The following is a 26,950-nucleotide window of genomic DNA, read 5'->3' as shown; positions in this document are numbered from 1 at the left end:
TTATAGAACACCTGAATTACTTCTGAATGACGATAGGGCTCTTTTAGTGTTCGATAGTGCTTTTGGGTGACGTGTTTGGGTGCAGGTCGGGACTGAGCAGGCGGAGCGAGGTGGCGAGCATGGCGGCAGAGAAGATCGACGACGGCGCGCTGCCTGGGCTGCCCTCGGAGGTGACTGTCTGGGATGACCGAAGCACGGCTGAACTGCTTGAGATGGTGTCGTCCGGACTGCAGGTGCTCACCGATCGGCTGGTGGATCCGGCGGCACGGGGTGCGTTCGCCGTGTTCCGTGAGGTGCAACCCGTGGCCACCGCCCAAGACTGGGGTACCGGGTGGAGTAAGGGTCCCAAGGATGACGTTGCGGGCGCTGAAGAGGATGAAGCGGATCCGTTCGCCGAGAAGACTACGTCGACGCGGATCCCGGCGTATCACTGTGAGGAACCGGCGGCGAGTCTGCCAGAGGCGGTGCGCTCGGTGGAATCCATGGCGCGGAGAATCGATGCGCTCCAGACGCGACTGACCGGGCTGGCAGCGGATGCCTTCGACCATGAGGGCGACCGGCCCGAACTGCTCGGCGTGCCCGCAGGACGCGTCATGTACAAGAACCACGCGGCCTACCTGCGCCACCTCACCCACGCCGGCGGTAAGGACATTGCCCAGAGGCTGGCGACGTCGCGCCGTCTGCACCGTGCCGCGGGATCTGGGGCGCTCGTGTTGGTGGGTGCGGAGGACGCTGCGACCGCGGGCCGGGGCGAGGAGTCCGTCGTCGTCGATGATGTCTCGAATCCACGGGACTTCAAGCTGACGACGGCGGCCCGGGCGTTCCACGGTGGTGAGGTGACCGAGAAGTCGCTGCGCTCGATGATCACCGCGATGACTGCCGCAGCAGATACCGCGGAGAAGGTGTCCTACGATCGGGCCAGGGCGAATTCACTGCTGACTCAGGGGGAGGAGCTGCTCACTCGGTCTGCGCGCGATCTCGACGATGACCACTTCTTCCAGGCCGCGGCGCGCTGGCGCCAGCTGGCCGAGAACCTGCTCAACCCCGACGGCGAGTTGCCCGAGGACGAGGAAAAGCTCCAGAAATGCCGCATCCGATATCGCGGGCGGGATGGCAACGGCAACCATGACTGGGAGATGAAGATCGACGACGCGAGCCAGGAGCTGCTCGAGACCATCTGCCAGGCCGCGAACAACCCCGCGGGGCGGACTCTCGAGGGGGAGACGCCGTTTGTCAACGACGGCACCGAGACTCCGGAGATTCCCCGGGGCAAGACGGCCGCTGCTCAAGATCCGGACGGTGACCCGGTGGGTGCGATGGACCGTCGCACCTGGGGTCAGCGCGCACTGAACGCCGTGCTTTCGGTGCTGCACACCGGGCTACGCTCGCCGTCGAACAAGCTTCCCGACCACGGCACCACCCGCCCGGTGGTCATGGTCACCCTGGACTACGCGACAATGATGCGTCAGGCGCACGCGGCGAACCTGCTGCCCGCGGACTTCGACCTTTCGGCGGTCGAGCCGTACAACAAGCCGGAGTTCTACCTCTCGGAGGGGCAGTACACCGGTCCCATCCGCCCCGTTCGGCTGCGCGAGCTGCTGGTGGAGGCCGACCTGATGCCCGTGGTGCTCGGCGGTGCGGGCCAAGTACTCGACATCGGAACCAAAAAACGGTTTTTCGACGGACATCTCCGGGCGGCGGTGGCGGCCCGCGATGGTGGGTGCGCGGCACCGGGATGCACGGCGCCCATTTCTTGGTGTCAGACCCATCACCATCAACCGGCTCGGGAGGGCGGACCCACCGCCGTCAATAATGGAGTGCTGCTGTGCCGGCACGACCATGCGCTGGCCGACCGCGGCGACTGGCAGATTGAGTTCATCGATGACGTGCCGTACTTCCGGGCGCCGATGTACCACGACCCCTGGCAGACCCCGCGGCGCAACACTTACTGGAGATCCGGGGCCGCCACAACGTGACCAATGGCACCTGTGCTGCTGCGGTGAGACAGCGGTGCGTCATCGGTGGCCTGCATGAAGGGGAGCGTGGTGTGAGCCGTCGCCGATCCGTCGGTTGATCGGGCTCGGCGTGTGACTGCACGTCTCGTAGGAGGCCGCGAACGCGGGGTGGAACACCTGGTTCAGCCGGTCGGTGCGGTCCTGCCAGGCATGGATCTCGGGAAGATAGGCGTTGAATTCCTCGACAATCTGCTGTTCGTCCATGGTGAGGAGCCGGCCCTGCTCGACTACGACAACGCCGTCGACGATGACCCGTTCCAGTGAGCTGCCGTTCTCCGAATAGACGAGCTGATGATCCAGCCGCTGTCGGGGCGTGAAATTCAAGGTGGTGAGGTCCCACATCAGCACGTCGGCTCGCTTACCGACCTCGATGGTCCCGATGCGGTCGGCCAGGCGCGCCGAGGCTGCTCCGCCGACGGTTCCCGCACGCAGGGTCTCCGTGACCGTGGGCCACGCCGCTGGGTCGGGGTCGGCCACCTTGTGGAGGAGCGAGGCCGCTTTGATCACTTCCAGCAGTCGTGGAGTGTCCGAGCTAGACCAGCCATCGGTGCCCAGCCCCAGATTGACGCCGGCCTCCCGGTAGCGCCGCCAGGGCAGGACGCCGGATCCGAGCTTGAGATTCGACAGCGGATTGTGCGAAACGGAGACCCCGTGGTCCGCCATGATCTCGAGGTCATCGTCGTCGACCCAGATTCCGTGGGCGAATGTGGTGTGGGGCGACAGGGCTCCGATATCACGCAGGTACCGGGGCAGCGACGTCCCGTAGAACTCGGTGCCGGTGACGAGCTGGGTTTTCGTTTCCAACAGGTGGATGTGGCACTCGAGGTCGTGCCGCACGGCCATCTCGGTGGCGCCGGCGAGCAGATCGGCGGAACAACGCTGAGGAGCAGACGGCGCGAGCATGTAGCGCAATCGGTCCTGTCCGAAACCTTGCACCAGGTTCAGCGCCTGGCGGCTGTAGTCCAGATACTCCTCGGCGGTGACCAGGGCCGTGGCGCGGATCTGATCGGTCACCTCGCCCGGAATCCGGTCGGCCACATAGGGGATGGTGTCGACGAAGGGCAGGTTGATGACGTGACCGGAGACATTCGCCCGAATCCCGATGCGGTCGTAGGCGTCGAGCACGGCGGCCAGCTGCTCGAGATCCTGGGTCGGGGTCTCCAGGACGTCGTCGACGACGGTGGTGACTCCCGATTTCAGGCTCTCCAGCGCGAAGAGCTGGGAGCGGGCGCGGATGAAATCCGGTGAGCAGGGGGCGGAGCCCAGCAGGGGATAGGAGTACAGCATCCACAGTTCCAGCGGCATGTTGTCGTAGCGGCCCTTGAACGGCGCCTCCCAGGAGTGGGTGTGCGCGTTGACGAATCCGGGGGTGACCAAGCGGTCGCGGCCGTCGATGATCTCGTCGTCGTCGCGAGGAACCAGTCCGGGTCCGAGGTCGGTGATGACGCCGTCGGCGATGCGCAGATCCAGGTGCTCAGGGGCGCTGGAGGTGGGATCGGCCAGGGTGATGACGTCGGCGTTGCGGATTAAAAGTGACATCAGGGGGTCCTTTCCCTTCACAGGGGATGGGGGGGGGCGAAATCGGGGAGAGAAGGCGGGCGGAATCAGCCGATGCGGGTCGGCTCAGGCGTGCTCTGCGATCGCTGAGCCAGGCCGAAGGCGGCGGCGACGACGGTTGCGCTGACGATGCCGATCAGTGCGGGACTGCCCCAGCCGACGACGTTCGATGCGAGGGCGCAGGCGGCCCCGACCAGGTACGATGCGACGCCGGGCAGGCGCAGGCGCGGTGCTCCTGTGAGGGCGCCGTTCTGGGGGACGACGCCGCGCCAGGCCAGGAAGAAGGTTCCGATGAGCGCGCCGCCTAGCGGCGGGATGAGGATGCCCACCAGTACGAGGAAGCCGGTCAGGGCATCGGCGACTCCGGTGAGGGCCAGAACGATTGAGATGGCGACGCCGCCGATGATGAACGGGCTCTTGCTCGGGCGCTCGAACAGTTCGGCCCCGGCCACTCCGAAGGCGTAGGCGGCGTTGTCGTTGGTGGTCCAGAGGTTGGCGACCAGCAGCACCACGGCGGCGCCCACCATGCCCATGGTCATCAGGAGTGTGACGAAATCGGCCTCTCCGAAGGCGGCGGCCCCGATGCCCCCGAAGAACAGCATGCCGAACTGCACGAGGATGACCGCAGCCGCGGTCAGGGCGAAGACGCGTGCGGTGGAGCCACGATCGAAGCGGCTCCAGTTGCCGATCTGGGTGCCGCCGCTCACAAAGGTGCCGATCATCAAGGTGATGGCAAGACCGGCTGTCATCTCTCCCTGTCCGGTCACGGTCATGAGCCCTGACCAGCCGCCGACGTGGTCCATGGAGCGGACGAAGACGATGCCGCAGAGGATGAGCATGGCCGGAATGGAAATCCACGAGAGCAGCTCGATCCCTTTGAACCCGACATAAGCCGTGGTGGCCATGAGGATTCCGCCGACGAGGATCACCGGCCAGCTGACCGACCAGCCGAAGGCTGCGGCGACCAGTTCGCCGAGAATGCCGATGGTGATGGCGTACCAGCCCACCTGGGTTCCGCCGAGAATGAGGGAGGCCCACTTGCCGCCCCAGCGTCCTAGCACCGCGCGGGACAGCAGCACCGTGGTGAGTCCGGTGCGAGCACTGGCCACGGCCAGCAGGGCGATGTAGGCGGCGAGGATCACGGTGGCGATCAGGGCCAGGCCGAGATAGGAGCCAAACCCGAACTGGGTGGCCACAGTGCCGCCGGTGACCATGGTGGGGGTGTAGAAGAAGAAGCCGGCGACGACGATCACCAGGGACAGGGTGGGCCGCCGCGCGGAGCGGGGGACCGGGCCGACCGGATAGTCGGTGTCGACCACCGCTGTGCTATCGGACGATGGTGGGCGTCGGGTCGAGAGGGTGGTCATGACGACTCCTGGGATCGTGGGGTGGATCGTGTGAACCGGCACCCTGAACGCTAGAGTCATCGGGCGGCGTGCGGGGCGAGACGAAACACAGCTCAGAGAACGGCACACCGTTGCCCGCATATGGTGTGCGGATGGACACCGTGCCGAAACGGCGTGGAAACACCGCGGGTCTAGCGTGGAAACATGCCCGAACCCGTGATCTCTGAGAAGGCTTCTGTGGAAGCGCCGGTCTCGGTGCTGCCTGATGAATGGCTCTGGCCGACGGTGCGGCAACTGATCGACGACGAGCGGATCGACGTGCGACGGGTGTTTCCGGGGGCGGAGGAAGGGCGCGGGCTGCGGGTGGCCTTCGCCTCGGAGATGACCGATCCCAGTGAGTTTCTGCGCGGGGGCGAGCTGCTGCTGACCACCGGGATCGGGTGGGGCGCCACCGAGGCGCGCCGAGCTGATGCGGCGCGGACCATGATGCGTGCTGCGGCCCGGATCGGTGTCGCCGCCGTCGGATTCGGAACGGGACCGTGGGCGCCGGTGCTGCCCCAGGCGTTGGTCGAGGCGGCACGCCAACTGAAGGTGCCGCTGGTGCATGTGCCGATCAGCACGCCTTTCCTGTCCATCGTGGAATGGGTGGACGCCGCACACGCCGAGGCACGGCGTTCGCGAGCGCAACGGTTGGAGGTCGGGGCGCTACTCCAGCACGTGCGGCAGGGGAATGCGGACGTGTCCATCCTGGCCGAGGCCGCCCCCGGATGGCTCGCCTCTCAGCGCCCGATCGGTGCCATCTGCCATGCCGCGGACCTCCTGGGCGAGGGGCGGATGGCGGACGCGGAGCGGTGCCTGAGCGCCTGCCAGGGCGAGCTGATCTGGGGTGAGCGAGACGGGCAACTGACGATCGTCGGAACGCCGGAGGCGCTGGACCGATATCGCCAGACGTGTCTGGATCCGATGCGGACGCCCTATGGGGTGGGGTCCGCTCTGACCTGGACCCGGCTGCGTCGCGTGCTCGCAGAAGCCTGGTATGCCGCGGAGATCGCCCGCCGCCGGGGACGAGCTGCACACGGCCACGACTTGGCGAGTGTCGATGGACTGCTGATGGGGCTCACCGCCGAACAGCTGGCGCCCTTCCGGACGCATATTTTGGAGCCGCTGCGCCGTTACGACGCGGTGCATCGAGCGGACCTGGTGCACACCGTCTCCGCGTTCCTGGATTCGGAAGGGTCATTGCAGCAGACGGCACAGCAGCTCTTCCTGCACCCCAATACCGTGCGCAAGCGGCTGCACCGGGTGGAACAGCTGGTGGGTGCGGATCCGCTCGACAGGGACGGGTATCTGGTGCTGCGGGTGGCGCTGGGCTCCGCTGGGTTCAGCCAGGGTCAGAGGTAGCGGCCCGCCAGGCGGGTGAGCGAGGCGCGGATGCCCTTGTCGTTCTCGTTCGTGCGGCGCAGCAGCCGGTAGCCGCGCGCGACGAGGGGCTTCACGCCCGAGTAGTCGAACGTCTCGGTCACGCGGGTGCGGGGGCCGGCTTCGGCGTCGTCTGTGTTGGTGTCGGCGTCGTGTTCCAGCGTCTCGAACTCCCAACGCCAGCGGTGTCCACCGGGGTGGCGCCACTCGATGAGGCGGCCGGGTTCGGCGGCGGTGGTGGCCAGCTTCATCACGTAGGGCACCCGGTACATCACCATGTGCACCGAGAACTCGTCGCCGACGCTGAGCTGGTGCGGGCCGGTGACCTTTGGTTTCACGGTGCCGGAACCATCAACCTCGTGATGGCGGTGCGGGTCGGCGAGGAGGCGCCACAACTCGTCGGCGTCGGCATGGACGGTGATGGAGTAACTGATCGCGGTGGGACCGGCCTGCACGCGCACGGGCCAAGCGGCCTGGGGTGAGGTTTGCGGCAGGCCGGTGGCGGGATTGATGCGGTGCTCGGGGGACGACGCGGGATCAGGGGAGTTGGTCATGGGGCCAGTCTAGGGGCACCGGGAGCTCAGCGTTGCGGGGAGCGGTGCAGAAAATCGTTCGGGAGCTGGGCTCAGCTGAGTAGCAGGTCGAGTCGGGCGGAGAAATCGGGGAGAGGTGACGCCGGTTCCGTGGAGAGGATTCCCAGGAGTTCGGCCTGGCGGCGTTGCTGGGTAATCATGGCGTCGCCGATGAGCAGGGCTACGGCGGCCTCGGTCAGCACGGCGGGTTCGGGTGCGGTGGCTGAGGCCGGGGCCGAAGCGGCAGGGGCCGCCGCTTCGAAGATGAGCTCGCGCAGTCGGTGGCCGCCGGTCCCCAGGGCAAGCACGGAAGCGGTCAGTTCGGCGGCATCGCGGGTGCTCAGCAGGGCTGCGTGCAGGGCAAGGGTGCGGGAGCGCACGTCTGCGCGCCAGTGTCCGGTGAGCTCGGGGGCATCGACCCCGTCGAGAAGACGATTGCACACCCACGCCAGCAGTGACTGTTTGTCCGGCACATGCCAGTACAGTGCGCTGGGCTGAACGCCGAGTTGGCCGGCCACGCGGCGCATGGAAAGGTCGGCCAGCCCGAAATCCTGCAGAATCACCAGGGCGGTGTCGACGAGAGACTCCGCCGAGATGGCCGGAGTTGTGCTGGATCGTGCCATGGTTCTACAGTGTACTGAACACCATTCACTGAACACTGTTCAGCAGTGGGTATTCACTCGTTTCACTTCACTCTTTTCACTTCACGAGGAGCACTGATGACGTCGACACCGCAGGTACCGGAGACGACTGCTGACTCGACTGCTGACACGACTGCTGACGCGACGGCGGGCGCGGGTCGGGCGGTGGCGCAGGTGGCGGTATTTGCTGCTCTGATCGCCGCGCTGGGGCTGATGGGGACCATTCCCGTGCCCGGGTTGGTACCGATCACCGCCCAGACCCTTGGGGTGATGTTGGCCGGTGCGGTGCTGGGTCCGTGGCGTGGAGCCGGTGCGGTGATGCTGTTGCTGGGTCTGGTGGCCGTGGGGCTGCCGGTGCTCTCCGGGGGCCGCGGTGGTCTCGGCGTATTTCTGGGGCCCTCAGTGGGGTACCTGATCGGGTGGATCGCCGGGGCGATCGTCATTGGGCTGATAGTGCACGGAGCGCGTCGGTCATCGGCGGTGCGGCCGACGTGGCTGACCACGATTGTGGGATGTGTGGTCGGCGGAATTCTCGTGATTTACGCCTTCGGGATTCCGGCGCAGGCGCTGGTCACCGGGCTGGGAATGTGGGAGACCGCGCTGACGTCGCTGGCGTTCCTACCCGGTGATCTGATCAAGGTGGTGCTGGCCGCGGTGGTGACGATGGCGCTGTGGCGGGCGTACCCGCGGGCGTTCGGCCGGGCATAAGCCGGTGAGCTCTCTGGAGCTGGTGCCGCTGCGCGGGGCTGATCACGGTGCGGTGCTGCGCGAAGCGTTGCGCGTGCGTGACGACGGCGGGGTGCCGCTCGTGGGCGACGAACGCTGGAGTGATGCGCACTGGGAATCGGTGGTGGCGCAGGTGCGGGCCGGGCTGGAACGGATGCCGGATACGGCTGGGCACAACGCGGCGGTGGCGTGGGCAAGCTTCACCTCGGGGTCGACGGCGGCGCCGAAGGTGGTGCTGCGCAGTGCGGCGTCGTGGGAGGTGGCGTTTGAGCCGCTGAGTCGGTTGCTCGGGGTGGCGGCGGGTGACACCCTGCTCATTCCGGTGCACCCGGTGTCGTCAATGGCGCTGTTCGCGGCAGCACATGCCCACCACTCGGGGCTCGAAATCGCGGTACCGGGGCGGCATCGGGTGCGCGCCGAGGACCTGGTGGGTCCCGCCGTCGTGCACTGTACGCCGCTGCAGCTGGGCGACATCGTGGAGCTGTTGGAAGCGGGTTCGATGGGGCTAGACACGGAAAGTACGACGTGGCGTTCAACGTTGCGCGCCGCGCTCGTGGGCGGGGCGCGACTGGCGCCGGAACTGCGGGCGAGGGCCGAACGGTGCGGGCTGAGCGTGGTGTCATACTACGGGGCGGCCGAGCTGTCGCTGGTGGCCGTGGACCAGGGCTCCGGACTGCGCGCGTGGCCCGGCGTCGAGCTCGAGGATCGTGACGGGGTGCTCTGGGTGCGCAGCCAACAGTGTGCCCTGGTGCGAGTGACCCCGGACGGTGCTGTGCCGATTGCTGATGCGCAGGGCTGGGCAAGTGTGGGGGACCGGGTGCGCTGGAGTGACGACGGTGCGTTGGTGCCACAGGGGCGCAGCGACGGCGCGATGCTGACCGCCGGGGCCACTGTGGTGCCGGAGGACGTGGAAGCGGTGTTGGAGCAGCACCCGGACGTGGACGCGGCGCTGGTGTACGGCGAGGACGATGCGGTGTTGGGGCAGCGGGTGTGCGCGCGGATCCAATGGCGTGGTGGAGTGCGGGCTGAGGTGTTGCGCGACATCAGGGCGTTCGCCCGTGAACATCTCACCCCGGCGCAGCGACCGCGCCGCTGGCAGCTGGTGGACGCGCTGCCCCGCACCGCCTCCGGTAAGGTGCTGCGGGTGAGGACCGAGGGGACCGGAGAGATTGACGGAGGCGTCGATGCGTGACGACGTCGTGATCGTGGCCGGTCGGCGCACCGCGATCACCGGTCGATCCCGTGCCCAGGCCGGACTGCGGGCCGACCAGCTGGGCTCCGCCGTCGTGCGTGAGCTGATGGAGGCGACGGGAGTGACCCCGAGCGCGGTGGTGATGGGCAACTGCACCGGTCCTGGCGGCAATCTGGGGCGGCTCACCGCTCTGGGTGCCGGCTGTGGCGAGACGGTCGTCGGATGGGGTGTGGACGCGCAATGCGGCTCCGGGTTGCTGGCGCTGCAGCAGGGGATCGAGCACGTGCAGCGCACCGGATCCGCGGTGATCGCCGGCGGCGCGGAGAGTCCGTCCACGGCGCCGCAGCGTATCGACGTCGCTACCGACCGCGAGATCACCCAGGCCCGTTTCGCGCCCGAGGGGTTCCCCGACCCGGACATGACCGAGGCCGCTGATGAGCTGGCGCGGGTGTGCGGGATCTCTCGGGAGCGCCAGGACCGTTTTGCCGCGCGCAGTCATCGGCTCGCCCGAGCTTCCCTCGCCGCCCGTGCAGTGGTGGGCGGTGAACAGATTCACGACGACGGACCGCGGGGCCTCACCGCGCAGACCCTGGGCCGGTTCGCCCCGATTTTCGGTGCGGCCCCCGACCACACGGTGACCCCCGGCAACACCGCCCGCATTGCCGACGGTGCTGCCGCGCTGCTGGTATTGCCCGAGCGCGACGCCGCAACGCTCGCCGGAACTGCTGGGCCCGGTCCTGGCGTGCGCGTGCTGGCCAGCCAACTCACCGGTGCCGGAACAGCACTCCCCGGTATCGCTGCCGTCGCAGCCGTGCGTGCGGTGCTCGACTCGGCGGGTCGGCGGCTCGACGAGGTAGGCGCCATCGACATCGTCGAAGCCTACGCCGCCCAGACGCTGGCCTGTCTCGACGAGCTCGGTTTGGCTGGTTCCACTCACCTCGCCGCCCCTGCTGACCCAGACGAGATTGACCCCCGGGTCAACGCCCAGGGCGGCGCACTCGCGCTCGGCCACCCCTGGGGTGCCTCCGGTGCGGTCGCTGTGGTGCAGCTGCTGGACCGGCTTGCCGACGCCGCCCCGGGCACCCTCGGTCTCGCCGCCTGCGCCATCGGTGGGGGCATGGGCGCGGCCCTGCTAGTGGAACGTCGCGACGACCCCACCCCAGGAGAACCTGCATGATCGAGATCGACCAGCTCACCGTCGCCGTCGACGACCCCACGGCACCATCCAGTTCATCTGGTTCCCGCGCCACCGGCACCACGGAGCTGCTGCACGGGATCACCACCCGGCTCACCGCCCGCACCACCGCGGTGATTGGCGAGAATGGCTCCGGCAAATCCACGCTCGCCCGAGCCATCGGCGGGCTGCAGAAACCGACGTCGGGCAGCATCCGCGTGCATGACATCGACACCGTGCGCCAAGCCAAACAGCTGCGCCGCGCCGTCGGATTCATTTTCGCCTCTCCCGCCGCCCAGGTCATCATGCCCACCGTGCGCGAGGATGTCGCCCTGACCTTGCGCGGCCGGGGCCTTTCGCGCGCCGAGATCACCGAGCGCGTCAACACTGCCCTGGCCGAGCACGAACTCACCGACCTTGCCGACCGGCCCTGCCTCACCCTGTCCTCCGGGCAGCTCCAGCGCCTGGCCCTGTGCTCGGTGTGGGTGGGCGAGCCCTCCCTGGTGATCGCCGATGAGCCCACCAGCCTGCTCGACGCCCGCCACGCCCGCCTGGTCACCGCCCGGCTGCTGGACCAGTCGCCGCAGTTGCTGCTGGTCACCCACGACCTCGATCTCGCCCGCCGCTGCGAGGAGGCGGTGCTCATCGACGACGGCGTGCTCGCCGCCCAGGGCGCTGCGGAGGACGTCATCGCCGCCTATGAGCAGGTGCTCGCCCGATGAACCGAGCCGTCCGATGAACCTGTCGCTGTACCTCGACGGAGACTCGATCCTGCACCGAGCACCGGCCGGCGCCAAACTCCTGGCGCTGGCGCTGATCGCCGTCGCCGTCTCCTTGCTGCCGATCACCTGGTGGACCGCCGGTGTCTGTCTGGCGCTGCCGGTGCTCGGCTACCTCATCGCCCGGATTCCGCTGCGGCAATTGTGGCTGAACCTGCGTCAGCTCGTGTTTTTGCTGGCGTTCCTGCTGGTCACCCAGCTGATCTTTCTCGACGTCGTGCATGCCGCGGCCAACACCTCGCGGGTGATCGGACTGGTGCTGCTGGCCGGGCTGCTCACCCACACCACCCGGGTGTCGGTGATGGTCGAGACGGTGGTGCGCCTGCTCACCCCGCTCACTCGGATTCCCGGGGCGCGCCGCGTCGGTCTGGGTCCACACGTGCCGGAGAAAATCGGGTTGGCGCTGGCGCTGGCCATCACCTCGGTGGGCCACCTCTCCGCGGTCATCTCCCAGGTGCGCCTGGCGCAGCGCTCCCGCGGGGTGAAGCTCTCGGTGTGGCGGTTCGGCAGCGCCTGGGTGGTGCCCGTGCTGGTGCTCACCCTCAAACACGCCGACGACGTCGGAGACGCCCTGGTGGCCCGCGGGCTCGACTGAGCCTACAGTGAAACCATGGCCGATCTCACCGCCGCATCGATTGATCAATTCGTCACCCAGACCCGCGACGAGCTCGCCGCACTGGAAGACCCGAAAATCCGTGCCGTCAACGAGCGGCACGGGGACGACCACGGCGTGAATCTGACCAAGTTGCGCGCCGTCGCGAAGAACCTGAAAGCCCAGGTCAAGCAGCACGTGACGAGTGCGGGCGGACATACCAAGGCAGCGACAGCCGCAGTGCACGACGTCGGCGTCGCGCTGTGGGACACCGGGGAGACACCGCTGCGGCTGGTGACCCTGCTGATCGTGCGGCCCCGGGACTTCACCGCTGAGGACTTCGACCGTATGCTCCGGGAGTCTCGTGCCGCGAAAACCACTGCCTGGCTGATCGGCTACTTGGTGCTGAAATCCGGACATATTGAAGAACTGCGCACCCGCTGGCTGGCTGAGCCCGGAGACCCGGAGATCTACGCCGCCGGCTGGGCGCTCACCGCCGACACCGTGGTGAAGCACCCGGACCGCCTCGATCTGCCGGGTCTGCTCGACACCATCGAGTCAGACATGGCTGACGTCGAGGAGCGTCCGCAGTGGGAGATGAACACCACGCTGGCCATGATCGGCATCCACCACGAACCCCTGCGTGACCGGGCGCTGGCCATCGGCGAGCAGCTCGAGGTGCTGAAGGACTACCCGACGCCGCCCAACTGCACCTCGCCCTACGCGCCCGAGTGGATCACCGAAATGGTCCGTCGGCAGCCGTAGGGCACCCCGGAAATAGAAGCACCGTCGCCGGTGTTGCCGTGAATGAACCTCACGGCTGGCATCCGCCGGCCGGTTCCCGATTCTGGAGGAACGTTTTGACGACCGCACGCGTACAGATTCCCGGCACCGATCTCTCGATCTTCCCCATCAACCTCGGCACCAACACCTTCGGCTGGACCTCCGATGAGGCCAGCGCCCACGCCGTGCTGGACGCCTTTGTGGCCGCCGGCGGCAATTTCCTCGACACCGCCGAGTCCTACCCCGCCTGGGTGCCCGGCAATACCGGCACCGAATCCGAGACCATCATCGGCACGTGGCTGGCCGCTCGCGGGAACCGCGATCAGATCGTGCTGGCTACCAAGGTCGGCGACCACCCGGATCACAAGACCCAGAACCCGGAGTACATCCGCGGTGCCATCGACGCCTCGCTGGAACGTCTGCAGACCGACTACGTGGATCTCTACTACGCCCACCGCGACGACGAGGTCACCCCGATTGAGGACATCGCCCGCGTTTTCGACGAGCTGGTCACCGCCGGGAAGATCCGCCACGTCGCCGTGTCCAACTACTCGCCGGACCGGCTGAACGCCTGGCTCGACGTAGCCGACGCTGAGGGGCTTGCCAAGCCGGTCGCGCTGCAGCCTCAGTACAACCTGGTGTTCCGTCAGGAATTCGAGACCGACTACCGCCCGATTGTCGAGCGACACGATCTCGCGGTGTTCCCGTACTTCGCGCTGGCTGCGGGCTTCCTCACCGGCAAGTACCGCACCGAAGCCGACCTCGAGGGCGCTGACCGGGCCCGCATGGTGCAGGGCTACTTCAACGAGCAGGGCCTCGCGGTGGTGTCCGAGCTGGTCGCCGTCGCGGAGACCCACGGTGTGCAGCCCGCCGCCGTTGCCCTGGCCTGGCAGCTCGCCCATGGGATCACCGCCCCGATCGTCTCGGCACGTACCCCCGAACAGCTGGCGGACCTGGTAGTCGCGGTGGACCTGAAGCTCAGCGACGACGAGCTGTCTCGCCTGGACGCCGCCTCCGCCCCCTTCGCCTAACCCCGGGCGTCCTGGCTTACACTCGGAGCATGTTCATCAAGATCTGTGGGCTGAAGACGCTCGACGATGTGTCTGTGGTCCGTGAGGCCGGGGCCGACGCCATGGGCGTGGTGCTCTCCCAGACCAGTCCGCGCGCCGTGTCCCAGGAGCGCGCGCGGGAACTGATCGACGCCGGCGCCCCGGAACTGACCACCGTGCTGGTGGTGCACGATCTGACTATTGACGACGTCGTCGCCGCTGCCCAATTCACCGGAGTCGACGTCGTCCAGCTACACGGCTACTCCGAGCAGGACGTGCGCCGGGCCTGTGCTGAGCTTCCGCGGGTGTGGCGTGCCGCCTCGATCGGCCACGGACCCGTGGAGGTGGGTGCGCTGGGCGAGGAAGTGCTGCTGCTGGATTCTGCCACCCCCGGATCCGGCTCGCGGTGGGATCTCAGCCAACTGGACACCGCTCCTACCGGTCACTGGATGGTGGCCGGCGGGCTCGCCCCCGACAACGTCGCCGAGGTCATCGCCGAAGCCCAGCCCTGGGGCGTGGACGTGTCCTCGGGCGTCGAAGCCGAGCGGGGAACGAAAGATCACGCGAAGATCCGCGCCTTCGTCACCGCTGCGCGGAGCTGAACCGGACCGACTGACGCTGCTCACAAAAGCAGACAGGAGCGCTCGCCAGCTGGCGAGACGCTCCTGTCTTTCTTTGATGGCGCAGGCGATCAGTGCGCGGAGGTTTCTCCGATGCGGCGTTCGACCGCGGTGAGTGACCGTAGCTGGGTGACGTGGCGCGGCTCGAGCTCCTCGACGGAGCCGACCTGCAACAGCTTCATGGTGCGCTCGATCTCACCGCGCAGGATCTCGATGGTGCGGTCCACGCCGCGCCGGCCGCCGGCCATCAGGCCGTACAGGTAGGCGCGGCCGATGAAGGTGAACTTTGCACCGAGCGCCATGGCCGCCACGATGTCGGAGCCGTGCATGATTCCGGTGTCGACCATCACCTCGGTGTCCTGTCCGACTTCGCGCACCACGTCAGGCAGCAGATGGAACGGCACCGGGGCCTGGTCCAGCTGACGTCCGCCGTGGTTGGAGAGCAGGATGCCGTCCACGCCCATCTCGGTCAGGGTCTTCGCATCTTCGACGTTCTGCACGCCCTTGATCACGATCTTGCCGGGCCACAGGGCGCGGATCTCCTTGAGATCGCCGAAATTGATCGACGGGTCCATCGCGTTGTTGAGCAGTTGGCCGACGGTGCCGCCGGTGGACTGCAGGGAGGCGAACTCCAGCGTCGGCGTCGTCAGGAAATCGATCCACCACCACGGGCGCGGCACGGCGTTGAGCACCGTCTTGAAGGTGAGCTGTGGCGGAATGGAGAAGCCGTTGCGGGCATCGCGCATGCGGTTGCCGGCAATCGGGGTGTCCACGGTGAAGAACAGGGTGTCGTAACCGGCGTCGCGGGCGCGCTCCACCAGACCGTACGAAATCGAGCGATCCCGCATCACGTACAGCTGGAACCAGTTGCGGCCGTGGGGTGCAGCGGCTCTCACATCCTCGATAGAGGTGGTACCCAGGGTCGAGAGGGTGAAGGGGATACCGGCATCAGCGGCGGCGGTGGAGCCAGCGAGCTCGCCCTCGGTCTGCATGAGGCGGGTGAAGCCGGTGGGGGCGATGCCGAAAGGCAGGGCTGACTCCTTGCCGAGCACCGTGGTGGTGGTGTCGAGCTGGGAGACGTCGTTGAGGATGCTCGGGTGGAATTCGATGTCTTCGAAGGCCTGGCGGGCGCGGGTCAGCGAGATTTCCCGGTCGGCGGAGCCATCGGTGTAATCGAAGGCGGCAGCCGGCGTGCGGCGCTTGGCGATGCGGCGCAGGTCGGCGATGGACTGTGCCTTCTGCAGGCGGTTGCCGGTAAAGTCCAGGCTCGGCTTCTTGAACTGCATGAGCTCGAGAAGCTCCTTGGGCTGCGGAATCTGACGACGAATCATGGTGAAGGCTGCCTCCTAGACATAGGACTCCCGTACTGTGATTGGCATCATATCACTCTGTGGTCAGACCACAAGATGCAGGGAGTGAGTTCTGGAGGCAGCCTTCAGCAATTGACGGGGTCTCAGCCCCGGCCGAAGCGAGTGAGCCGCAGGGAGTTGGCGACGACCAGCACCGAACTCGCAGCCATCGCGATGCCGGCCAGCATGGGATTGAGGAAGCCCAGGGCGGCGACGGGGATGCCGGCGGTGTTGTAGAGGAACGCCCAGAACAGGTTCGTTTTGATCACCCCGAGGGTCTTCCGCGAGAGCCGCACCGACTGGGCGACCTGGGTGAGCGAGGAACCCATCACGGTGATCTCGGCGGCGTCGCGGGCCACATCGGTGCCGGAGCCCATGGCGATGCCGAGATCGGCCTGGGCCAGCGCCGGGGCGTCGTTCACGCCGTCACCGACCATGGCCACCACGCGCCCGGATTCTTGGAGCTCGCGGACCTTGGCTACCTTGTCTTCGGGGCGGACTCCGGCGAACACGTCGTCGGGGTGAATGCCCACCTCGGCGGCGACTTGGCGGGCGACGGAAGCGTTGTCGCCGGTGAGCAGGATGGGACGGAGCCCGAGTTCGCGGAATTCGGCGATGGCGGTGGCCGAGGTGGGCTTGATGGTGTCCTGCAGGGAGATGATCCCGGCGAGGGTGCCATTGATGCTCACCCAGACGGCGGTGGCGCCCTGAGCCTCGGCGTCGGCGAGGGCTTGGTGCTGGGCCTGGGTGAGGTCGCCGGCGGTGAGCTGCTCGGTGATAAAGGTGGACCGGCCCGCGGCGACCCGGTACTCGGTGCCGTTGAGGGTGGCGGTGCCGATGACGCCCCCGCCGGCGGTGGAGACGAAATCACTGACCTCGGGCAGGGCGGTATCGGTGGTGCGCTCGCGTGCGGCGTCGGCGATGGCGCGGGCGATCGGGTGCTCGGAGTAGGACTCCACGGCGCCGGCCAGCACCAGGAGGGCGTCGTCGTCGACGGGCGAATCGGGCAGGGACTGCACTGCGGAGACCGCCATGACGCCCTCGGTGACGGTGCCGGTTTTGTCGAGCACGATGGTGTCTACGGAACGGGTGTCTTCGAGGACTTCGGGGCCGCGGATGAGGATGCCGAGTTGGGAGGCCCGACCGGTGCCGGCGAGCAGGCCGACCGGGGTGGCGAGGCCAAGGGCGCACGGGCAGGCGATGACGAGCACGGCCACTCCGGCGCGGAAGGCGGCGTGGATGTCGCCGGAGAAGGCGAGCCAGGCGACCACGGTGATGATCGCGATGACGAGGACGATGGGCACGAAAACCGCGGAGATGCGGTCGGCGAGCCGGGCAATGGGGGCCTTGGCGGACTGGGCATCGGAGACGAGTTGGCCCATTTGCGCCAGGGTGGTGTCGGCGCCGGTGCGGGTGGCGCGAACGACGAGGCGGCCGGAGGTGTTGATGGTGGCACCGATGACGTCGTCGTGGACGGCGACGTCGACGGGCAGGGACTCGCCGGTGACCAGGGAAGCGTCCACGTGGGAGCGGCCGGAGACGACGGTGCCGTCGGTGGCGATTTTTTCGCCAGGGCGGACGATGAACTCGTCGCCGACCTGAAGCTCCGAGGCGGGGATGGTGGTTTCGACGCCGTCGCGCAGCACCGTGGCGGTCTGGGCGCCGAGGCTGAGTAGGGAGTCCAGTGCGGCGCCGGCGCGGGTTTTGGCGCGGTCTTCGAGCCAGCGGCCGAGCAGTAGGAAGGTGGTCACCACGGCCGCGGTCTCGTAGTAGAGCTGGTGGTGCGCCATGGCGGACATGTCCCACCAGGCGGCGTCAGCGTGGGCACCGGCGTGGGCGGTCATGGCTGGATCGAGGATGAGCTCGACGGTGGAGAACAGCCAGGCCGCGGTGACGCCGATGGAGACGAGGGTGTCCATGGTGGAGGAGAGGTGGCGGGCTGCTTTGGCGGCGGCGCGGTGGAACGGCCAGGCCGCCCAGAAGGTCACGGGGGTGGCCAGGACCAATGCGACCCAGGCCCAGTGCGGGAACTGGGCGCCAGGGAACATCGAGATGATGAACAGTGGGAGGGTCAGCGCGGCGGCGACGATGAGCCGCGGTTGCAGCGTGGACGCTGAGGGGCCGTGGTTCATATGGTCGTGCGGGTCGTGCTCACCGTGCTCGCTGTGGTCACCGTGCTCGTGGTGATGCTCGCCGTGCTGGTGGTGATGCTCGCCGTGCTGGTGGCGGGCGTGGGGGTCGGGGGCGACGCGCGCTTCGTAGCCGGCACGGCCGACCGCCGCAATCAGGGCGTTGTCGTCGATGTCTGACGGGGCGGTGACCGAGGCCCGGTTCAAGGGCAGGTTCACGGTGGCTTCGACCCCGGGCAGGCCGGTGAGCTTGCGCTCGACGCGGGCGACGCACGAAGCGCAGGACATGCCGGTGATGTCGAGGGTGAGCTGGCGGCTGGTGTCAGGAGTCGGAGTCGAGGTGTTCATCGGGACAAGTCCGACCTTCCAGAAGGTAGGGGAATTCAGGCGAGGGTATAGCCGGCTTCGGCGACGGCGTCCCGCAGCTGTTCCTGGCTCAGCGGGGATGCCGAGGTGACGGTGGCGGTGGAGACCCCATGAGGGACCAGGTCTACCGCGACGTCGGTGACGCCGTTCAGGGCGGAGAGCTCACGGGTGACGGCCTGCTGGCAGTGACCGCAGGTCAGGCCGGTCATGGAGATGGTGGTGTTGGTGCTCATGGGTGGTTCCTTCGGTCGGTGGTGAATTAGCGGACGAGGCGGCCGATGGCGGCGGTGGCCTCGGCGATTTTTTCGGCGATAAGGGTGTCGTCACCGCTGGCGGCGGACTGCTGTGCGGCTTCGGTGACGCAATGACCCAGGTGGTCTTCGAGCAGGCCGAGGCTCACGGCGTGCAGCGCTTTCGTGGCCGCGGAGACCTGGGTGAGGACGTCGATGCAGTACTGGTCCTCCTCGACCATGCGGGAGATGCCGCGGACTTGACCCTCGATGCGGCGCAGGCGCTTCAGGTAGGCGTCCTTGGCGGGAGTGTAGCCGTGCGGTGGGGCGGGTTCGGTGGTGCTCACGCTGCCATCGTATACCCCTAGGGGGTATTAAGTCGAGCCCAGGTGACGGACCAGTGAGGGGTTGAGGTGGGGCGGATTTCAGGTTCTAGGATGGGGGGCGTGGAGACAACGCCTGCCGAGACCGAGCATATTGCCGGCTACCGCGGCCCGGACCGGGCCGTGCCCACGGCGCACTCCACCCACGAATCCTCCTCGCGGCTGGAATCGTGGGCGATCTGGGTGGCCATCGCCGCGGCCGTACTGGCGGCCGGGCTCGGAACCCTGCTGTTCAGAGGTCAGCTCACTCCGCTGTCTGCGACGTTCTCGGTGGGCACCGTGGCCGGCTGGTCGGCTGCGATCGGAGCAGGCATCTCGTCGCTCATCGGGTTGCTGATCGTCACCGGACCGCAGTTGGGCACCCTGGGGTGGATGCGCCGTCGGCTCTGGGTGTGGTGGATGGTCGACCTCATCGGGCTGGTTATCATCCACGCTGCTATTGCAACGCTGGCCGCCCTGAGTACTTTTCGACTGTTCCAGCAGGCGTTCCAGGGTCTCGAAGTCGATGCGATTGCGGCGACGGTGATGCTGGCGGTGGTTTCTGCGGCGGCCTCGTACTTTGGTTTCAACTCTGCGGCCCGGGCGTCGACGTCGTCACTGTCTATTCTGATTGCCCTGTTCATGGGCGCGGGCATGCTCGCCTCGATGCTGCTGGCCGAGAACCCCTACTGGTGGCACGCGTTTTTCTCGGAGCTGGGCACCGGGCAGGCCGGAGTGCTCTCCTTCTGGACGTTCAACACCACCATCACCGTCTCCGGGATGATGCTGATCACCCTGGCGAATTTCATCACCCAGGACCTCTACGCCTGGGCGGAGCATCGGCGTGCCACCGGGGGCCGCCGGGCGCATGTGCGCGTGCTCAAGGGCGGGATGATGATCATCGGTGTGTGCATGATCGGACTGTCCTGGGTGCAGATCAACGTGAACGACCCCATCCATACCGCTTTTGTTCAAGTGCTGGCCGTGGTGTTCATCCTGATGCTACTCACCATCCCGATCTGGTTGCCCGGGGTGCCGGCGGCGCTGTACGCGATGAGCTACCTGATGCTGGGGCTAGGCGTGGTGGCGGTCGTGCTGTGGGAGCCCCTGGGGTACTACAACCTGACCGCGCTGGAGCTGGCCTTCGCCGGGATCATCTTCGCCTGGCTGGTGGTGCTGATCCGCACCGTGGATGCGCTGGTGCAGGATCTGGATCAGCTCGAGGAAGTGCTGTGAGATGTCTGCGCTGAGTCTGGCTCTGGCCTATCGACGCCTGACCGAATCCAACACTGCACTCAAAATGCTACGGGCCGACCTGTTGCCCGTGATGGCCGCCGTGTTGCAGACTCACCTTGGTACGCCCGGGACGCGTGTGAACACCGAAGACCTGCATGAAAGTATCGACGCCGAACTAGAAGAATTGCGTGACCATTTCGACCTCTCGGACCGGACCGCCAGGGCTTATTGTGATGACTGGCGACGGGCGGAGGTTATCGTGCGTCGTCCCGCCTCGGGCTCGCGCGGGGAAACCTATGAACTCTCGGCCGCGGGCTTTGATGCGCTGCGGATGCTCGAGCAGCTGAGGACACCGCCCCGCACGGCCACGGAATCCCGTCTGGTCAGCCTGGCCCAGTCGGTGCATCAGCTGGCCATCGACACCGACCCGCACAGCGCGCGGCGCCTGGAATCCCTGCGTGCCGAACGAGATCGGATCGACGCCGAGATCGCCCGGGTGCGACGGGGCGATCCCCGGTCCCTGCTGCTGGATCGCCGTCGTTCCCATGAGCGGGTGGACGATATCTTGAGCCAGGCACAGGGACTGCCCGCGGATTTCGCCCGCGTGCGATCCCGGTTCGAGGAGCTCAACCACGAACTGCGACTGTCGATTCTGGAAGCCAAAGACAGCCAGTCTCAAGTACTGGACGATGTCTTCCGCGGCGTTGACCTGATCGAGTCCTCGGATGAAGGCCGGACCTTCTCAGCGTTCTCAGCCATGGTGCGAGATCCGGAACAATCAGCCGCATTCGACGAGGACATCGCCGCGATCCTGGACCGTGATTTCTCGTCGAGCCTGAGTACGCAGAGCCGACGCGCGCTGCGTTCACTGATGCGGCAGATGAAGGACGGATCTCGAGAAGTTCAAGACATCCTCACCGAGTTCGCGCGCGGCCTGCGCCGGTATGTTCATTCGCACGAGTTTCAGCGGGACCGGGCGCTGAACGGGCTGCTCAAGGATGCGCTGGCCCAGGCGGCCCCGGTGTCCCAGGTGCTCAAACCCTATGCCGACGTCGGCATAGGATTGGAACTCTCCAGCGTGCGGCTGCATTCCGTGGGGGAGATTCTGCTGCATGACCCGCAAGAATTCGACGCCGGACAAGAGCTCGCCGAATCGGAGGAGACCGCCGTCGACTTCGACCAGCTGGTGGCGATCGCACGCGAGTCCGAGATCGACTTCGCCGAACTGGTCGATAACGTCAACGAGTTACTGAAGAGCCCGGGAGTCGATTCCCTGACGGTGGGCGACGTGCTGGACGTCTACCCGGCCACGCAGGGTCTGGCCAGCGTGGTGGGGTTGATGTCCTTGGCGAAAACGCATGGGACCATGGACGAGGACCACGAGCGCGTCACCTGGACCGGTGTGGATGACATGATTCGCACGGCAGTGGTTCGTAGCCACCGATTCACGGAGAACATCACCCTATGACGGATACTTCGCACGCCGCCGACTCGCATGATCGAGTCGATGCAGACGGCACTTTGGGCGTGAACCAGGGGGTGCATCTCTGGCACGGCGATACCGGTTCCTTGGGTTTGGGCACGCGGCGTGTCCTGCTCGAGCTCTTGAAAGGCCCGTACGTTTCTGGCACGCAGAGTCCGCAGCTCTGGGCTGCGCTGATCGCGGATGAGGACTTGGTCCGGTCGCGTCTGCACGAGCTGTTCCTGGATCTGGTGCTGGACCCGGTCGATGAATTCGCGTTTACCCGCAAGGTGGTCACGCATGAGATTGAGGTTCCGGTCGCGGTGCGCAGCGAACGGCTGACCTTCCTCGACACGGCCATGCTGTTGGTTCTGCGCCAGATGCTGCTCGCGGCTCCGGGGGAACAACGGGTGATCGTGGGGCAAGAGGACGTGTACGAGCGATTGAGTATCTACCGTACCGGTGATGAGCTGTCCTTTGAGCGCAATTTGAATGGCTCATGGAACAGGATGACCAACAAATTACGCGTGATACACAAATCGGGCGAAGGCCGGTACGAGATTTCTCGCATGGTGCGATTTTTGATCGACGAAGACCGGGTCAAGGAGTTGATTGAGGTCTACGAACGCTTAGGCTCAGACGTCGATCACGTCACCAACGACGAAGATCCGCAGAACAGGGTAGATGACGCATGACCCAAGCACTCTTTCCACTGGATCCGGTGATGATCGCGGAGCAATCCCGGGCACGAGGTGCGCAACGACCCGACGTCGGAAGTCAGTGGCGACTTGCCGAAATACAGCTGGCCAACTGGGGCACCTTCGATGAGCAGATCTACCGGATCCCGGTGGCCTACCAGGGGCACCTGATCACCGGGCCGTCGGGATCCGGGAAGTCATCGCTGCTGGACGGGATCGCGGCCGTGCTCACCCCGGACAAATGGTTGCGCTTCAACGTGGCAGCCCAGACGGCCGGAAGCCGCACGGACCAGCGCAGCCTCGTCAGTTATGTACGCGGCGCCTGGACGCGCACCGCGGACGCCGAACACGACCGGGTAGTGAGCAAATATCTGCGCCCAGGTGCAACCTGGTCGGGCATCCTGCTGCGCTACGAAAACGGCACGGACAAGCCGCTGTCACTGGTGCGGCTGTTCTTCCTGAAAGGCTCCTCGACGTCGACGTCGGACCTCTCCGATGTGTGCATGCTGGAACGAAGCGCCCTGGACCTGAACGACCTGCAGAACTATGCGCGCAGCGGACTGGAAACGCGCAAAATCAAAGCGGATCATCCCGATGCGATCGTCACGTCCAACGGGAGCCACGCCCGGTTTTATGCGCGCATGCGCTCCATTTTCGGTATGGGCAGCGATGCCGCACTCCAGCTGCTGCACAAGACCCAGTCCGCGAAAAGCCTGGATTCCCTGGACCGACTGTTTCGCGACTACATGCTTGAATCCCCGCGCACATTCGAGCTCGCCGATACCGCGGTCCAGCAGTTCGTTGACCTCAAAGATGCCCATGACCACGTGGTGCAACTGCGCCTCCAGCGGGACCAGTTGCTGCAGCTGAAAATTGCGGTAGAAAAATACGATGAGGCCGAGCAGGATGTTCAGCGCACCTCACTGCTCAGCGCCAGTCTGCGGCCGTTCCAGAAGCGTTGGGAGCGCGATTTACTGACGGCGGATACCGCAGCTCGTGCGCGCGAACTGGTGGAGCTCGACGCCGAGGACCAACGCACTCGCCGCGCGGTGGACGCGGCTAAGGATGAACACGCTCGCGCTCACCGCATGACACAGGATGCGGGCGGCTCCGAAGTGGAACATCTGCAACAGCGGGTGGATCATGCCGAACGTCTGCACCGCGACGTGGAGTATCGCTGGGAGACTCTGCGCGGACAGCTGCAACAAGCGGGCATCGAGCAGGCGCCGACCACTGCGGCGGAATTTGCCGAACTTCAGGCACAGGTCGCACCGTCGGATGACACCGCAGGGCTCCAACAGGGCCCGAGCCACCAGGACCAGGAGCGACTTTCATCGGCGCGGACCCGGGTGCGGGGCATCGAGTCTGAAATTGCGGGGCTGCGGCGGTCCGGAACCTCCGTGCCGGAGTACCTGCTGCAGATTCGCGAGCAGTTGGTGCAGGCCACCGGGATCAGCGAGAGCGCATTGCCCTTCGCCGCCGAGATCATCTCCGTGAAAGAAACGGAGGCGCAGTGGACCGGGGCGATTGAACGGGTTCTGCGCAGTTTCGCCCTGACCATGCTCGTGCGTCAGGAACACCTGGCGACGGTGCGGACCTGGGTGGACGCCAACCGGATCCGGGGGCGGCTGGTCTACGAGCAGATTGCTACCAAGCCGGCTTCACCCCGACCGGCGCGCAGCGCGACCTCCCTGGTGAACAAGGTGACGGTGGTGGAATCCGGGTTCGGCGACTGGGTGCGGTGGGCCCTGGCCGAACGCTTCGATGTCGCCTGCGTGATGACCCCGGATGAGCTGGACCATCACGACCGTGCCGTCACCGTCCAGGGCCAGTTGAAAACGTCGCGCACCCGGTACGAAAAAGATGACCGTCGTCGTATCGACGACCGCAGTCAATGGGTTCTCGGCGATTCCGAGGCCAAACTGGAAGCACTCATCGTGGAGCTGAAGGAGGCGCAAGCCGAACTGGACGAGGCCGAGGCCATCGTCGACGATGCCCAGCGGAAAGTGAACCAGGAGAACTGGCGGCAGGGGCTGCTCTCGAGCGTGCGTCAGCAATCGTGGTCGGACCTGGACCGAGATGCCGCCGCGGAAACCGTGGAGCAACTGCGCCAGCAGTTGCTGGAGCTCAGTGACTCCGACGGTGACCTGGCACGGGCCCTGGTGGCCGAGAAGGAAGCGGCAGCCGCGCTGAAAGCCGCGGAAGACGCCCAACGCGAGGCGGAATACGCGTCGCGCAGCGCGCGCGAACAGCTCGACACGTTGCAGGCCCAGCTTACCCAACGAAACGACGCTATTCGTGCCGGCAAGGTGGCTGACGTGGATCCGGAGGTGGCAGAACGGCTGGAGAAACGTTTTCGGGCCCTGCAGCGCAGTGTTCGCCGGGAATCGTTGCCCGACCTGGCCCAGCAGGTCGCCGAGACCTTGCAGTCCGAGCACGGCCGGGCCCAATCTGCCTCCAGCCACGCGGCGCAATCGGTGACACGACTGGCCGTCGAGTTCAAGGCCACCTGGGCCTCCGTGGCCTCCGAACTCACTGCCGGTGTCGAGGACCGCGGCGAATATCTGCGCATCCTGGATGAGATCCAAGCGCATGGCCTTCCTGAGCACGAAGAGCGGTTCAAGGAACTCTTGCAGCAGCGCTCCCGAGATCTCATCGGCGAGCTGCTGAACGAAATCCTGGCCACGCCTCGAGAAGTGGAAGACCGTGTCGCCCCGATCAATGCCTCACTGCAGCGCTCGCAGTTCGACCAGGATCGATACTTGCGTCTCAAGGTCAAGACGCGGCGCAGCGAAACGGTCAACGCATTCATGGCGAATCTGCGAGACATCGCCAGCGGAAACTGGGGTGATGAGGACCTGGAGACCTCGGAGCAGAAGTACCGGATTCTGGCCGAGGTGATGCGACGGTTCGCCTCCTCCGAACACGTTGACCGCGTGTGGAAGAACCAGTGTCTGGACACCCGACTGCACGTGAGCTTCCTGGCCGAGGAAATCGACGACAACGGCCGCGCGCACGCCACTTATGATTCGGGCGCCGCCATGTCGGGAGGTCAGCAACAGAAACTGGTGATCTTCTGCCTAGCCGCCGCACTGAGGTACCAGCTGGCCGACCCGGATGAGGCGATCTCCCGCTACGGGACCATCATTTTGGATGAGGCCTTCGACAAGGCCGACACCCGCTACACCCGGATGGCGCTGGACATCTTCGTCGAGTTCGGTTTCCACATGGTGCTGGCCACTCCGCAGAAGCTGTTGCAAACGATCGAACCCTATGTGGGTGGGGCGACGTCGATTGAGAACCCTAGCCGCCAAAAGTCCTTGTCGTCCACGATCATGTGGGCGGACCGCGGCGACGATGACTCTTCGGACGAAAATCAGGAGCGTGCGGAGTGATCACGGTCGAGGCCGCGCGTGACCGCGCACGAACCAAACTCGGCAGGTCGATGCCGGAGTGGGTGGCGGAGCCGCAGATGGAGCCGGTGCTGACGATCGCGCTCAAACCGCCAACCGAGCGGCAGGTGCTGCTCGATCAAAATGTGTCGGTCGAATGGGCGACCGGGTGGCGCTTGCTGGAGCAGAAGGATCAGGTTAGCGGTATCCACGTCGAATGGGAATCTCGCTCGTGGTCTCGGGTGGGACAACAGCGAGTGCCGGTGCGCGTTCATTTTCGTGCTCCGGATGACGTTGCTCAGTTCGTAGGCGGCGAGGCGGCACATCGCTGGCGCCGGATGAGTGATCGGGCTCAGAAAATCCGCATTGCCTTAGATATTGGAACGGTACTGAGGCCTCTCCTAAGTCAGCGGGGCAATCGTATCTTGGCGCTAAGCGACGCTGCGTTCACGCAGGTGTTGGGCGCAACAATGTGGCTGCGCGACCACCCACAGAACTTGATGAGGCCGCGGCAGCTTCCCATTCGTGGAGTCGACTCGAAATGGTTCACGGAACACCGCGTTCTAGTGCAATCGTTGCTGAATGCCGCCGGATTCTCTGAAGCGATCACGGTTCTTGACGCCGAGACGAGGATCCGGTTCAGAATCCTCGATCCGAGCCTGAGACCGGGTGGTCTGGGAGACGTGACGGCACCGGCCTCGGAAGTCAGGGGATTCACGGTGAGCCCGAGCGTGGTCTTCGTAGTGGAGAACCTGGAGACATTGCTGTCGCTGCCGGATTTTCCGGGTGCGGTGGCGATCCATGGTTCGGGATACGCCGTCGACCTTGTTTCGCACATCACCTGGGTGAAACAAGCGCGTGTGATCTATTGGGGCGACTTGGATTCGCACGGTTTCGCGATCCTGTCGAAGTTGCGATCTCACTTGTTCGATGTCACGTCCGTCTTGATGGATGAGAAAACATTGCTGGATCACCGCGACATGTGGGTCGGTGAACCGAAGCCCCACCGAGGCAGATTTTCGAAGCTCACCCTCCCGGAGGAAACAACGTTGGCGCGAATTCGCGACGAAGGCGACGTGCGCCTGGAGCAAGAGCGCATTCCGTGGGAGGCCGCGCTCACCCAACTAATGCGCAGTTATGACCATGCAATGGAACACAGCTCGGTTCGTGACCGGCCTCGTGAAGGGCGGGAGGCCTGACACGCGATGACGCCGACCGACCGGTCGACGTCATCTGAAGAAGTGGTGCGGCGTTGAACCTG

The 26,950-nt window shown here is 66.2% G+C and carries 23 protein-coding genes; 15 read left to right on the top strand and 8 right to left on the bottom strand.

Annotated features, from left to right (window positions below):
* Nucleotides 1-119 precede the first annotated feature (119 nt).
* On the top strand, nucleotides 120-1,976 hold the full coding sequence (locus tag P8192_RS13600) for an HNH endonuclease signature motif containing protein (protein WP_278157538.1): 1,857 nt from the start codon (nucleotides 120-122) through the stop codon (nucleotides 1,974-1,976).
* Nucleotides 1,977-2,015: 39 nt separating this feature from the next.
* Here the strand turns inward: P8192_RS13600 and P8192_RS13595 are convergent, their stop codons facing one another.
* Both P8192_RS13595 and P8192_RS13590 read right to left on the bottom strand, forming a co-directional pair.
* Nucleotides 2,016-3,554 (bottom strand): amidohydrolase family protein, encoded by a 1,539-nt coding sequence (locus tag P8192_RS13595; RefSeq protein ID WP_278157537.1) that lies wholly within the window; start codon nucleotides 3,552-3,554, stop codon nucleotides 2,016-2,018.
* A gap of 65 nt (nucleotides 3,555-3,619) precedes the next feature.
* On the bottom strand, nucleotides 3,620-4,939 hold the full coding sequence (locus P8192_RS13590; RefSeq protein ID WP_278157536.1) for a cytosine permease: 1,320 nt from the start codon (nucleotides 4,937-4,939) through the stop codon (nucleotides 3,620-3,622).
* A gap of 183 nt (nucleotides 4,940-5,122) precedes the next feature.
* Between P8192_RS13590 and P8192_RS13585 the strand changes: the two genes are divergently transcribed.
* Nucleotides 5,123-6,319, top strand: coding sequence for a helix-turn-helix domain-containing protein (locus P8192_RS13585; protein WP_278157535.1), 1,197 nt, complete (start codon nucleotides 5,123-5,125; stop codon nucleotides 6,317-6,319).
* Here P8192_RS13585 and P8192_RS13580 read toward each other — a convergent pair.
* Both P8192_RS13580 and P8192_RS13575 read right to left on the bottom strand, forming a co-directional pair.
* The gene (locus P8192_RS13580; protein WP_278157534.1) at nucleotides 6,310-6,891 is read right to left on the bottom strand and encodes an SRPBCC family protein; all 582 of its coding nucleotides are present in this window, start codon (nucleotides 6,889-6,891) and stop codon (nucleotides 6,310-6,312) included. The genes P8192_RS13585 and P8192_RS13580 overlap by 10 nt on opposite strands.
* Before the next feature lie 71 nt (nucleotides 6,892-6,962).
* A complete protein-coding gene (locus P8192_RS13575) occupies nucleotides 6,963-7,532 on the bottom strand; it encodes a TetR family transcriptional regulator (protein ID WP_278157533.1) in 570 nt (189 codons plus the stop codon).
* Between the two features lie 93 nt (nucleotides 7,533-7,625).
* Between P8192_RS13575 and P8192_RS13570 the strand changes: the two genes are divergently transcribed.
* The 8 genes from P8192_RS13570 (at nucleotide 7,626) to P8192_RS13535 (ending at nucleotide 14,447) form a co-directional block, all read left to right on the top strand.
* Nucleotides 7,626-8,258, top strand: coding sequence for a biotin transporter BioY (locus P8192_RS13570; RefSeq protein WP_431521183.1), 633 nt, complete (start codon nucleotides 7,626-7,628; stop codon nucleotides 8,256-8,258).
* A 4-nt stretch (nucleotides 8,259-8,262) separates the two neighbouring features.
* Nucleotides 8,263-9,468, top strand: a complete 1,206-nt coding sequence (locus P8192_RS13565; RefSeq protein WP_278157531.1) for an ANL family adenylate-forming protein — start codon at nucleotides 8,263-8,265, stop codon at nucleotides 9,466-9,468.
* Entirely contained in the window at nucleotides 9,461-10,645 is a 1,185-nt protein-coding gene (locus tag P8192_RS13560; RefSeq protein ID WP_278157530.1) for a thiolase family protein, read from the top strand. Before P8192_RS13565 ends, P8192_RS13560 begins: the two co-directional genes overlap by 8 nt.
* Nucleotides 10,642-11,364, top strand: coding sequence for an energy-coupling factor ABC transporter ATP-binding protein (locus P8192_RS13555; protein ID WP_278157529.1), 723 nt, complete (start codon nucleotides 10,642-10,644; stop codon nucleotides 11,362-11,364). The genes P8192_RS13560 and P8192_RS13555 overlap by 4 nt, the downstream gene beginning before the upstream one ends.
* 13 nt (nucleotides 11,365-11,377) lie before the next feature.
* Nucleotides 11,378-12,016, top strand: a complete 639-nt coding sequence (locus tag P8192_RS13550; RefSeq protein ID WP_278157528.1) for an energy-coupling factor transporter transmembrane component T family protein — start codon at nucleotides 11,378-11,380, stop codon at nucleotides 12,014-12,016.
* 15 nt (nucleotides 12,017-12,031) lie between these two features.
* Nucleotides 12,032-12,778 carry a DNA alkylation repair protein gene (locus P8192_RS13545; protein WP_278157527.1) on the top strand — a complete coding sequence of 249 codons (747 nt, stop codon included), beginning with the start codon at nucleotides 12,032-12,034 and terminating at the stop codon, nucleotides 12,776-12,778.
* 95 nt (nucleotides 12,779-12,873) lie between these two features.
* Nucleotides 12,874-13,827: an aldo/keto reductase gene (locus tag P8192_RS13540; protein ID WP_278157526.1), complete on the top strand. Its 954-nt coding sequence runs from the start codon at nucleotides 12,874-12,876 to the stop codon at nucleotides 13,825-13,827.
* A gap of 29 nt (nucleotides 13,828-13,856) precedes the next feature.
* On the top strand, nucleotides 13,857-14,447 hold the full coding sequence (locus P8192_RS13535) for a phosphoribosylanthranilate isomerase (RefSeq protein WP_278157525.1): 591 nt from the start codon (nucleotides 13,857-13,859) through the stop codon (nucleotides 14,445-14,447).
* Nucleotides 14,448-14,536: 89 nt separating this feature from the next.
* Here the strand turns inward: P8192_RS13535 and P8192_RS13530 are convergent, their stop codons facing one another.
* From P8192_RS13530 to P8192_RS13515, 4 genes are all read right to left on the bottom strand, one after another.
* Nucleotides 14,537-15,796 carry an alpha-hydroxy acid oxidase gene (locus tag P8192_RS13530; RefSeq protein ID WP_278157524.1) on the bottom strand — a complete coding sequence of 420 codons (1,260 nt, stop codon included), beginning with the start codon at nucleotides 15,794-15,796 and terminating at the stop codon, nucleotides 14,537-14,539.
* 122 nt (nucleotides 15,797-15,918) lie between these two features.
* Nucleotides 15,919-18,291, bottom strand: coding sequence for a heavy metal translocating P-type ATPase (locus P8192_RS13525; protein ID WP_278157523.1), 2,373 nt, complete (start codon nucleotides 18,289-18,291; stop codon nucleotides 15,919-15,921).
* Nucleotides 18,292-18,326: 35 nt separating this feature from the next.
* A complete protein-coding gene (locus tag P8192_RS13520) occupies nucleotides 18,327-18,542 on the bottom strand; it encodes a heavy-metal-associated domain-containing protein (RefSeq protein ID WP_270107012.1) in 216 nt (71 codons plus the stop codon).
* Nucleotides 18,543-18,568: 26 nt separating this feature from the next.
* Nucleotides 18,569-18,886 carry a metal-sensitive transcriptional regulator gene (locus P8192_RS13515; RefSeq protein WP_270107013.1) on the bottom strand — a complete coding sequence of 106 codons (318 nt, stop codon included), beginning with the start codon at nucleotides 18,884-18,886 and terminating at the stop codon, nucleotides 18,569-18,571.
* 99 nt (nucleotides 18,887-18,985) lie between these two features.
* On the opposite strand from P8192_RS13515, the gene P8192_RS13510 reads away from it, so the two are divergent.
* Genes P8192_RS13510 through P8192_RS13490 form a run of 5 tightly spaced genes read left to right on the top strand, consistent with a single transcriptional unit; the run spans nucleotide 18,986 to nucleotide 26,888 of the window.
* The gene (locus tag P8192_RS13510) at nucleotides 18,986-20,137 is read left to right on the top strand and encodes a hypothetical protein (protein WP_278157522.1); all 1,152 of its coding nucleotides are present in this window, start codon (nucleotides 18,986-18,988) and stop codon (nucleotides 20,135-20,137) included.
* 1 nt (nucleotide 20,138) lies between these two features.
* Nucleotides 20,139-21,605: a DUF3375 domain-containing protein gene (locus tag P8192_RS13505; protein WP_278157521.1), complete on the top strand. Its 1,467-nt coding sequence runs from the start codon at nucleotides 20,139-20,141 to the stop codon at nucleotides 21,603-21,605.
* A gap of 59 nt (nucleotides 21,606-21,664) precedes the next feature.
* Nucleotides 21,665-22,294, top strand: coding sequence for a DUF4194 domain-containing protein (locus tag P8192_RS13500; protein ID WP_278157520.1), 630 nt, complete (start codon nucleotides 21,665-21,667; stop codon nucleotides 22,292-22,294).
* Nucleotides 22,291-25,692 (top strand): ATP-binding protein, encoded by a 3,402-nt coding sequence (locus P8192_RS13495; protein ID WP_278157519.1) that lies wholly within the window; start codon nucleotides 22,291-22,293, stop codon nucleotides 25,690-25,692. The genes P8192_RS13500 and P8192_RS13495 overlap by 4 nt, the downstream gene beginning before the upstream one ends.
* Nucleotides 25,689-26,888 carry a Wadjet anti-phage system protein JetD domain-containing protein gene (locus P8192_RS13490; protein ID WP_278157518.1) on the top strand — a complete coding sequence of 400 codons (1,200 nt, stop codon included), beginning with the start codon at nucleotides 25,689-25,691 and terminating at the stop codon, nucleotides 26,886-26,888. The genes P8192_RS13495 and P8192_RS13490 overlap by 4 nt, the downstream gene beginning before the upstream one ends.
* Nucleotides 26,889-26,950: the final 62 nt, after the last annotated feature.

The organism is Citricoccus muralis (assembly GCF_029637705.1).
In the GTDB taxonomy this organism is placed as follows: domain Bacteria; phylum Actinomycetota; class Actinomycetes; order Actinomycetales; family Micrococcaceae; genus CmP2.
The sequence above is the reverse complement of the archived record's forward strand: the minus strand, read 5'-3'. Positions and strand labels throughout refer to the sequence as shown.

Bases quoted from the DNA above. Each gene is read 5' to 3' on its own strand.
- P8192_RS13600 (WP_278157538.1), top strand. From the start codon at position 120: ATGGCGGCAGAGAAGATCGACGACGGCGCGCTGCCTGGGCTGCCCTCG.
- P8192_RS13595 (WP_278157537.1), bottom strand. From the start codon at position 3,554: ATGTCACTTTTAATCCGCAACGCCGACGTCATCACCCTGGCCGATCCC.
- P8192_RS13590 (WP_278157536.1), bottom strand. From the start codon at position 4,939: ATGACCACCCTCTCGACCCGACGCCCACCATCGTCCGATAGCACAGCG.
- P8192_RS13585 (WP_278157535.1), top strand. From the start codon at position 5,123: ATGCCCGAACCCGTGATCTCTGAGAAGGCTTCTGTGGAAGCGCCGGTC.
- P8192_RS13580 (WP_278157534.1), bottom strand. From the start codon at position 6,891: ATGACCAACTCCCCTGATCCCGCGTCGTCCCCCGAGCACCGCATCAAT.
- P8192_RS13575 (WP_278157533.1), bottom strand. From the start codon at position 7,532: ATGGCACGATCCAGCACAACTCCGGCCATCTCGGCGGAGTCTCTCGTC.
- P8192_RS13560 (WP_278157530.1), top strand. From the start codon at position 9,461: ATGCGTGACGACGTCGTGATCGTGGCCGGTCGGCGCACCGCGATCACC.
- P8192_RS13555 (WP_278157529.1), top strand. From the start codon at position 10,642: ATGATCGAGATCGACCAGCTCACCGTCGCCGTCGACGACCCCACGGCA.
- P8192_RS13550 (WP_278157528.1), top strand. From the start codon at position 11,378: ATGAACCTGTCGCTGTACCTCGACGGAGACTCGATCCTGCACCGAGCA.
- P8192_RS13545 (WP_278157527.1), top strand. From the start codon at position 12,032: ATGGCCGATCTCACCGCCGCATCGATTGATCAATTCGTCACCCAGACC.
- P8192_RS13535 (WP_278157525.1), top strand. From the start codon at position 13,857: ATGTTCATCAAGATCTGTGGGCTGAAGACGCTCGACGATGTGTCTGTG.
- P8192_RS13530 (WP_278157524.1), bottom strand. From the start codon at position 15,796: ATGATTCGTCGTCAGATTCCGCAGCCCAAGGAGCTTCTCGAGCTCATG.
- P8192_RS13525 (WP_278157523.1), bottom strand. From the start codon at position 18,291: ATGAACACCTCGACTCCGACTCCTGACACCAGCCGCCAGCTCACCCTC.
- P8192_RS13520 (WP_270107012.1), bottom strand. From the start codon at position 18,542: ATGAGCACCAACACCACCATCTCCATGACCGGCCTGACCTGCGGTCAC.
- P8192_RS13505 (WP_278157521.1), top strand. From the start codon at position 20,139: ATGTCTGCGCTGAGTCTGGCTCTGGCCTATCGACGCCTGACCGAATCC.
- P8192_RS13495 (WP_278157519.1), top strand. From the start codon at position 22,291: ATGACCCAAGCACTCTTTCCACTGGATCCGGTGATGATCGCGGAGCAA.